A 6,883-nucleotide genomic window follows, 5' to 3' on the forward strand; every position below is an offset into this window, starting at 1 on the left:
ATGAATCTTGAGGCCTTTTTTATTAAGGTAGGCTGTCATCTCGACCAGCGCGGCCGCCGTGCGGGGAGAGATCTTGGAAAGTTTTTAGTAATGAGTTGTCCTATGCCGGATCTCTCCCGCTGGTCGAGATGACGTCCCTTCTTTATGTTTTTGGGCTAGAATACAGTAATCTAAGGCTGTTTTAGCCATTTAGAAAATTCGGGATGACTCATGTTTTAGTTTCTATAGGAGGTGCGCTTAGCTATTTGGCACCATGTTTACCGTTACGGTCACCTCATCGGTAGCCTTAGGCTCAGCACCGGGATAGGTTACGGTAAGCGCATTGTCGGTAAGAGAGGTAATGGCCAGCTCCAGGGTGGTGCTGCCGGAGGTAAGGCGCACCCGGTCATAGGCGCTGCCTACAAACTGCCAGGAGCCGCTGGCGGGAATGGCTTCATTGGGCGTGCGCATTTTGGGCAGGGCAGCAGGGGTATTGATGGTATAGGAACCGTTGGAGTTAAAGGTTACCGTTACGGTTTCGCCACTGAGGCTATAGTCTTCCTGCGGATCCAGGGTTACGGTATTTACCCGCCAGGTTTTGCTGATCAGGCGGGTATTGCGCTGCTGATCGGTTTCAGGATCTTCTTTTTTGCAGGCGGTAAATACAGCAAGCACCATCACCAGGGTTATTACAGCAAGGCTCTTTATTGTGTTCATGCAGATACGGATTTGTTGCGTCAATAATAGGGAATAAACTTGTTCCGAAAAACCTCAATTTAGGGATTTTGTTACATATTCTTCCAATCCGGTATGGAAATTCTATCGGTGCAGAACTGATATTCCTGAGGCTGATTGGAGGCAATGATCACCAGCTTCTGCTGCAGCAGGGGGGCAATTTCCTGCTCGTACCAGTGCTGCCCCTGTTCATCCAGGTTGGAGGTGGGCTCATCCAGCAGCAGCAGGGGGCTTTGGTCGTAAAAGGCCAGCCCCAGGCGCAGGCGCTGTTTCATGCCACTGCTAAAATGCTTTACCGGCTTTTGCCAGGCCTCCAGCAGGTACATGCGTTCGGCTACCCCCCTAAGGCTAAGTCCATCGGCCAGGCGCTTAAAGGAAAAATGAAAGCGCAGCAGCTCCTCCAGGGTGAAATCTTCAATCAGCTCCAGGTAGGGGGCCGCCAGCGCTACATGGGCGTACATGGCCTCGGCGGCAATGGTTTTTCCTCCCAGCTGCAGGTTCAGGCTCCCCTCGGTAGCCGGCTGAAAGCCCGACAGCACCTTCAGCAGGGTAGACTTGCCGCTGCCATTGGGGCCGGTTACCGCACAGGGGTTGCCCTGGCGAAAGCTGTACTCCAGCCGGCGAAAGATCCACTGGCGAATGTAGCGCTTCCCCAACTGATGAGCAGAGAGTGTAAGCAAGGGGTGCAGGTTAGGTGGTTGGTGGCAGGGGTGAAGGGGGTATCCCTACGTATTAGGCGTAGCCCTTCATGATGCCCCGGGTAGAGGTTCGGATAAAGTTCACAATTTCATCGCGCTCCCGGCTTACGGGCAGCTCCAGTTCTATCTTATCCAGTGCCTCAGAGTTATTGAGCCCCCGCAGGTAGATCAGGCGGTAGATCTCCTGAATTTCGTTGATGCGCTCATTGGTATAGCCCCGGCGGCGCAGGCCCACGGAATTGATGCCGGCATAGCTGAGCGGCTCCCGGGCGGCTTTGGTGAAGGGGGGTACATCTTTACGGACCAGCGAGCCACCCCCTATATAGGCATGGGCGCCTACTTTGGAGAACTGCTGCACGGCACAGGCCCCGCCAAAGATCACATAATCATCTACCTCCACATGGCCGGCCAGCTGTACGCTATTGCCCAGTATGCAGAAATTGCCCACCAGGCAATCATGCCCAATGTGCACATAGGCCATAATAAGGCAGTTGGTGCCCACAACGGTCTTGTATTTATCGATGGTGCCCCGGTTAATGGTAACGCACTCCCGTATGGTGGTACCGTCGCCAATCTCTACCGTGGTTTGCTCTCCTTTGAACTTAAGATCCTGCGGCACGGCAGAGATAACCGCACCGGGAAAAATGCGGACATTCTTGCCAATGCGGGCGCCATCAAAAATGGTAACGTTGGGGCCTATCCAGCTGCCCTCGCCAATCACCACATCGTTATGGATGGTGGTAAAGGGCTCTATGGTTACATTGGCACCAATCTGGGCTTGCGGGTGTACGTAGGCTAGGGGGTGTTGACTCATGAATCTTTGCGAACTATGCTGGCCGACAATTCTGCTTCACTTACCAGGGTATCGCCCACAAAGGCATAGCCTTTCATTTTGGCGATGCCTCTTTTGATGGGCGCCAGCAGTTCACACTTAAAAATAAGCGTATCGCCGGGTACTACCATTTTGCGGAAGCGGGCATTGTCAATGCCAAGGAAGTAGGTCCAGTAATTTCCGGATCCGGTACGGTATTTAATACAAGGATACCCCCTGTTTGCGCCATGGCTTCGATCTGCAGCACGCCCGGCATCACCGGGTTGCCCGGAAAATGGCCCTGAAAGAAAGGCTCATTGATGGTAACGTTCTTAACACCGGCCACCGTGCTCTCATCCAGATGAAAGATCTTATCCACCAGCTGAAAGGGGTAGCGGTGCGGCAGCATTTTGCTGATCTGGTTAATGTCCAGAACAGGCGGCAGCTTGGGATCGTAGGGAGGAATGTTGTTATTCTTGCTGAAGTCGTTCATTACCTTCTTCAGCTTTTTGGCAAAGGCTACGTTGGCCGCATGGCCGGGGCGTGCTGCCAGGATCTGCGCCTTCATGGGGCGGCCTACCAGGGCCAGGTCGCCAATTAGGTCCAGCAGCTTGTGGCGGGCAGGCTCGTTATTGTAGCGCAGCTCTACGTTGTTGAGAATACCTTCTTTGCGCACCTCTACGGTAGGCTTGTTAAAGAGTTTGGCAATCTCGTCGAGCTCGTGTTTTTCTACCTTGCGGTCTACCACCACAATGGCATTGTTGAGGTCGCCGCCGCGCACCAGCCCCTGCTTGTGCAGCATTTCCAGCTCATGCAAAAAGCAGAAGGTGCGGCTGTGGGCGATCTCCGCTTCAAAATCGCTTAGTTTGTTGAGCGAGGCATGCTGGCTGCCCAGTACGGGCGAGTTGTAATCTACCATTACCGTTACCCGGTAATCGCTCAGGGGCAGGGCGGCAATTTCTACCTGACGGGCAGGCTCGCGGTAGAAAACCCCCTCGGGCACTTCAAAAAAGTTGCGCAGGGCATTTTGCTCTTCCAGACCAGCCTCATGCAGGGCTTCAATGAATTGGATGGAGCTGCCATCCATGATGGGGGGCTCGGGGCCATCCAGCTGAATGATGATGTTGTCGATCTCCAGCCCAACCAGCGCGGCCAGTACGTGCTCCACGGTATTAACGCGGGCGCCATTCTGCTCAATGGTGGTGCCGCGGCTCAGGTCTACCACATTGTCTACATCGGCATCTACGGTAGGCTGCCCCTCTATATCAATGCGTTGAAATTTAATGCCATGGTTTGGTCTGGCGGGCTGAAAGGTCATGTTGCACATCACGCCCGTATGCAGGCCAACTCCGGAAAGCGTAACCGATCGGCTGATCGTATGCTGTTTAATATTCATGAATGCTCGTCTGGTGACCGCAAATTTATAATTTTTTCTTCAAGTTGCTTTAGCCGCTTATCCAAATCGGGTAAATTCTTGAAGACCACATAGGACTTGAGGTAGTCGTCCCGCTCAAAGGCCGGGGAGCCAATGAGCACTTTTCCTTCCTGCTTAATGCTTTTGCCCACCCCGGCCTGGGCCGCAATGGTGGTTTTATCGGCAATCTGCAGATGGCCAATTACCCCCACCTGCCCGGCCAGAATACAGCTCCTGCCTATTTTTGTGGAACCCGCCACGCCCGACTGGGCAGCGATTACCGTGTTTTCGCCAATCTCTACATTGTGGGCCACCTGCACCAGGTTATCGATTTTTACCCCCTTGCGGATAATGGTGCTGCCCATGGTGGCACAGTCGATGGCCGCATTGGCGCCAATGCTCACCCAGTCTTCCAGCACTACATTGCCCAATTGGGGAATGGTCTTGTAGCTGCCATCGGGCTGTGGGGCAAAGCCAAAACCATCGCTGCCTACCACAGCGCCTGCATGAATGGTGCAATTGCTGCCGATTTTGGTATCGGGATAGATCTTGGCCCCGGCCAGGATGATGGTATTATCGCCAATCACCACATTCTCCCCAATGTAGGCATTGGGATAGATCTTTACCCCCTTGCCCAGTTTGCTGCCTGCGCCAATGTAAGAGAAAGCCCCCCGGTACAGGCCCTCCCCATGCGATACGCTCTGGTGCATGAAGCAGGGGTCTTCGGTGCCTGTTTTCTGAAAGCTCAGCATGCGGTGGTACTCCTCCAGCAGGCGGGTAAAGCTGCTGTAGGGGTCCTCTACCCGGATCAGGCTGGTGTGTACCCCCTTTTTAAGTTCCAGCTCCCGGCTTACAATCACGGCTGTAGCCCGGGTGGTGTAGAGATGGGCTTCGTATTTGGGGTTGGCCAGAAAAGAGATGCTTCCCGGACCGGCTTCTTCAATTTTTCCCAGCGTATGCACTTCCTGCTCTCCGCTGCCTTCTACTGTTCCTCCCAGCAAGTGGGCGATTTGTGCTACCGTAAATTTCATTGGATAAAGAGGGCTTTTTCCATGGTAATGTGCTTGGGCCAGCAAATGTAGTACTTCTTTACAATTTTGCTCATGGCCTTGATGTTGGGCAGGTCCGAGGCTTCGGCTACATCTACCACCCGTCCCTTTTTGGTGAGGATGTTGATGTGCTGCCCCCCGGCCACATAGGCGGCATTGCTCATAGAGCCACAGGCCAGGAAGAATTTTAGCTCACCCCGCCTAATGTTGTAGGTATCGCTGATCCTTCCTTTCAGCTCTTCAATGGCATCGCGGTTAAACTTCTGGCCTGAGAGGATTACCCGAAACAGCCTGCGCTCCAGCAGCATGGCGCTGATAGAGGCCAGAATGCGGTCGGGGTGGTGGGCCCACACCTTCACGGCGGCCCAGATGTCAAAATCATCCAGCGAAGCAAAGGCCTTAAGGATCTCCGTATTTTCGGCCATGTCCTGCAGCTGTACGTCGCGCTCCAGAAAGGTGTGCAGGGCAGGGGTGGCAAAGAGCGGCTCGCCCTGCTGGTATAGGTACTTGGCCCGGCTAATGAGCATGATCATCATTTTTTCGGCGCTCACCGTTGCCTTGTGCAGGTACACCTGCCAATACATAAGACGGCGGGCGCTCAGAAAGTTCTCGATGCTGTAGATGCCTTTTTCCTCAACGACGATATTGTCGTTAACGATATCAAGCATCTTGATAATGCGATCGGCGCCAATGGTACCCTCCGATACGCCGGTAAACATGCTGTCGCGCTGCAGGTAGTCCAGGCGGTCTATGTCCAGCTGGCTGCTCACCAGCTGGTGAAAAAAGCGGCGCTCATAGGTATTGGTAAACATTTTAATGGCCAGCTCCAGCTCCCCATTAAAAAGCTTGTTAAAGTAGCGCATCAGCAGCAGGGAGAGGTGCTCATGCCGGATGCCTTTTAGTAAGGAGAATTCCAGGGCGTGGCTAAAGGGCCCATGGCCCACATCGTGCAGCAGTATGGCAATCTGGCCGGCTACGTATTCTTCCTGGGAGATCTCATGCCCCTTGCTGCGCAGGTTGTCCAGCGTAATGCTCATCAGGTGCATGGCCCCAATGGCATGATGAAAGCGGGTGTGCAGCGCCCCGGGATAGACCATATCGGTAAGGCCAAGTTGCTTGATACGCCGCAGCCGCTGAAAAAAAGGGTGTTCAATGAGGTCAAAAACCAACTCGCTGCCAATGGTCACAAAGCCGTAGACAGGGTCGTTAAAAATTTTTTTCTTATTCAAGCCGCTTTGTGTAACTTGTAGAAGCATCCGGAAGCAAATGTTTTACATTTACCGGACTATTAAACTTAATGCCTTAAACGGGACGTTGTATAGGCAAACCATAAGGCAAGTAACACTTTTTTATGCAAAGATACAGCATCCTGTGGGCGGACGATGAAATAGACCTGCTCAAACCGCACATACTTTTTCTGGAACAAAAAGGCTACGACGTAACCCCTGTGAACAGTGGCACCGATGCCATAGATAAAGTAGCCGATCAGCACTACGACATCGTGTTTCTGGATGAGAACATGCCAGGCATGACCGGCCTGGAAACCCTCACCTATATCAAATCGCAAAAACCCGCCCTGCCGGTGATCATGATCACCAAAAGCGAGGAAGAACATATTATGGAAGAGGCCATCGGCGCCAAAATTGCCGATTACCTTATCAAGCCCCTCAATCCCAACCAGATCCTGCTGTCAGTTAAGAAGATCCTGGACAACAAGCGGCTGGTATCGGAAAAAACCACCTCTACTTATCAGCAGGAGTTTCGCAACATCAGCATGCAGGTGGGTGATGCCCGCAACTGGGAGGAGTGGGCCGACATCTACCGCAAACTGGTGTACTGGGAGCTGGAGATTGGCGCCGCCGAAGGGGGCAGCATGAACGAGGTGCTGAGCATGCAGAAAGACGAGGCCAACGGCTCCTTTGCCAAATTCATCGACCAGGAGTACCAGGACTGGATGAACGACCCCAAGGCCGACAAGCCGCTGCTCTCTCATCAGCTGATGAAAAGCAAGGTGTTTCCGCTGCTGAAGGAGCAAAAGCCCGTTTTTTTTATCGTAATCGATAACCTGCGCTACGACCAGTGGAAAAGCATGGAGCCCCATTGTATCGGAGTATTTCAACATTGAATCCGAGGAGCTCTATTTTTCTATCCTGCCCACCACTACAGGCTTTGCCCGCAATGCTATTTTTCAGTGGCC

The 6,883-nt window shown here is 53.2% G+C and carries 5 protein-coding genes and 2 pseudogenes; 1 reads left to right on the forward strand and 6 read right to left on the reverse strand.

What is annotated here, in order from left to right; translation table 11 throughout:
* Positions 1-237: 237 nt before the first annotated feature.
* From ADICEAN_RS19770 to ADICEAN_RS19795, 6 genes and pseudogenes are all read right to left on the reverse strand, one after another.
* Complete coding sequence (locus tag ADICEAN_RS19770) at positions 238-696, reverse strand: hypothetical protein (protein ID WP_009197440.1); 459 nt, start codon at positions 694-696, stop codon at positions 238-240.
* A gap of 71 nt (positions 697-767) precedes the next feature.
* Positions 768-1,394 carry an ABC transporter ATP-binding protein gene (locus ADICEAN_RS19775; RefSeq protein ID WP_009197441.1) on the reverse strand — a complete coding sequence of 209 codons (627 nt, stop codon included), beginning with the start codon at positions 1,392-1,394 and terminating at the stop codon, positions 768-770.
* Positions 1,395-1,446: 52 nt separating this feature from the next.
* Positions 1,447-2,226 (reverse strand): acyl-ACP--UDP-N-acetylglucosamine O-acyltransferase, encoded by a 780-nt coding sequence (lpxA, locus tag ADICEAN_RS19780; protein WP_009197442.1) that lies wholly within the window; start codon positions 2,224-2,226, stop codon positions 1,447-1,449.
* Positions 2,223-3,619: pseudogene (locus ADICEAN_RS19785) on the reverse strand (bifunctional UDP-3-O-[3-hydroxymyristoyl] N-acetylglucosamine deacetylase/3-hydroxyacyl-ACP dehydratase). The gene lpxA and the pseudogene ADICEAN_RS19785 overlap by 4 nt, the downstream one beginning before the upstream one ends.
* On the reverse strand, positions 3,616-4,668 hold the full coding sequence (lpxD, locus tag ADICEAN_RS19790; protein ID WP_009197445.1) for a UDP-3-O-(3-hydroxymyristoyl)glucosamine N-acyltransferase: 1,053 nt from the start codon (positions 4,666-4,668) through the stop codon (positions 3,616-3,618). The pseudogene ADICEAN_RS19785 and the gene lpxD overlap by 4 nt, the downstream one beginning before the upstream one ends.
* Positions 4,665-5,942, reverse strand: a complete 1,278-nt coding sequence (locus ADICEAN_RS19795) for an HD domain-containing protein (RefSeq protein ID WP_009197446.1) — start codon at positions 5,940-5,942, stop codon at positions 4,665-4,667. Before ADICEAN_RS19795 ends, lpxD begins: the two co-directional genes overlap by 4 nt.
* A 95-nt stretch (positions 5,943-6,037) precedes the next feature.
* On the opposite strand from ADICEAN_RS19795, the pseudogene porX reads away from it, so the two are divergent.
* Positions 6,038-6,883 (forward strand): annotated as a pseudogene (gene porX / locus ADICEAN_RS19800) (T9SS response regulator signal transducer PorX); the annotation flags it as partial.

Origin of the sequence: Cesiribacter andamanensis AMV16, from assembly GCF_000348925.1 — a bacterium.
Classification (GTDB): domain Bacteria; phylum Bacteroidota; class Bacteroidia; order Cytophagales; family Cyclobacteriaceae; genus Cesiribacter; species Cesiribacter andamanensis.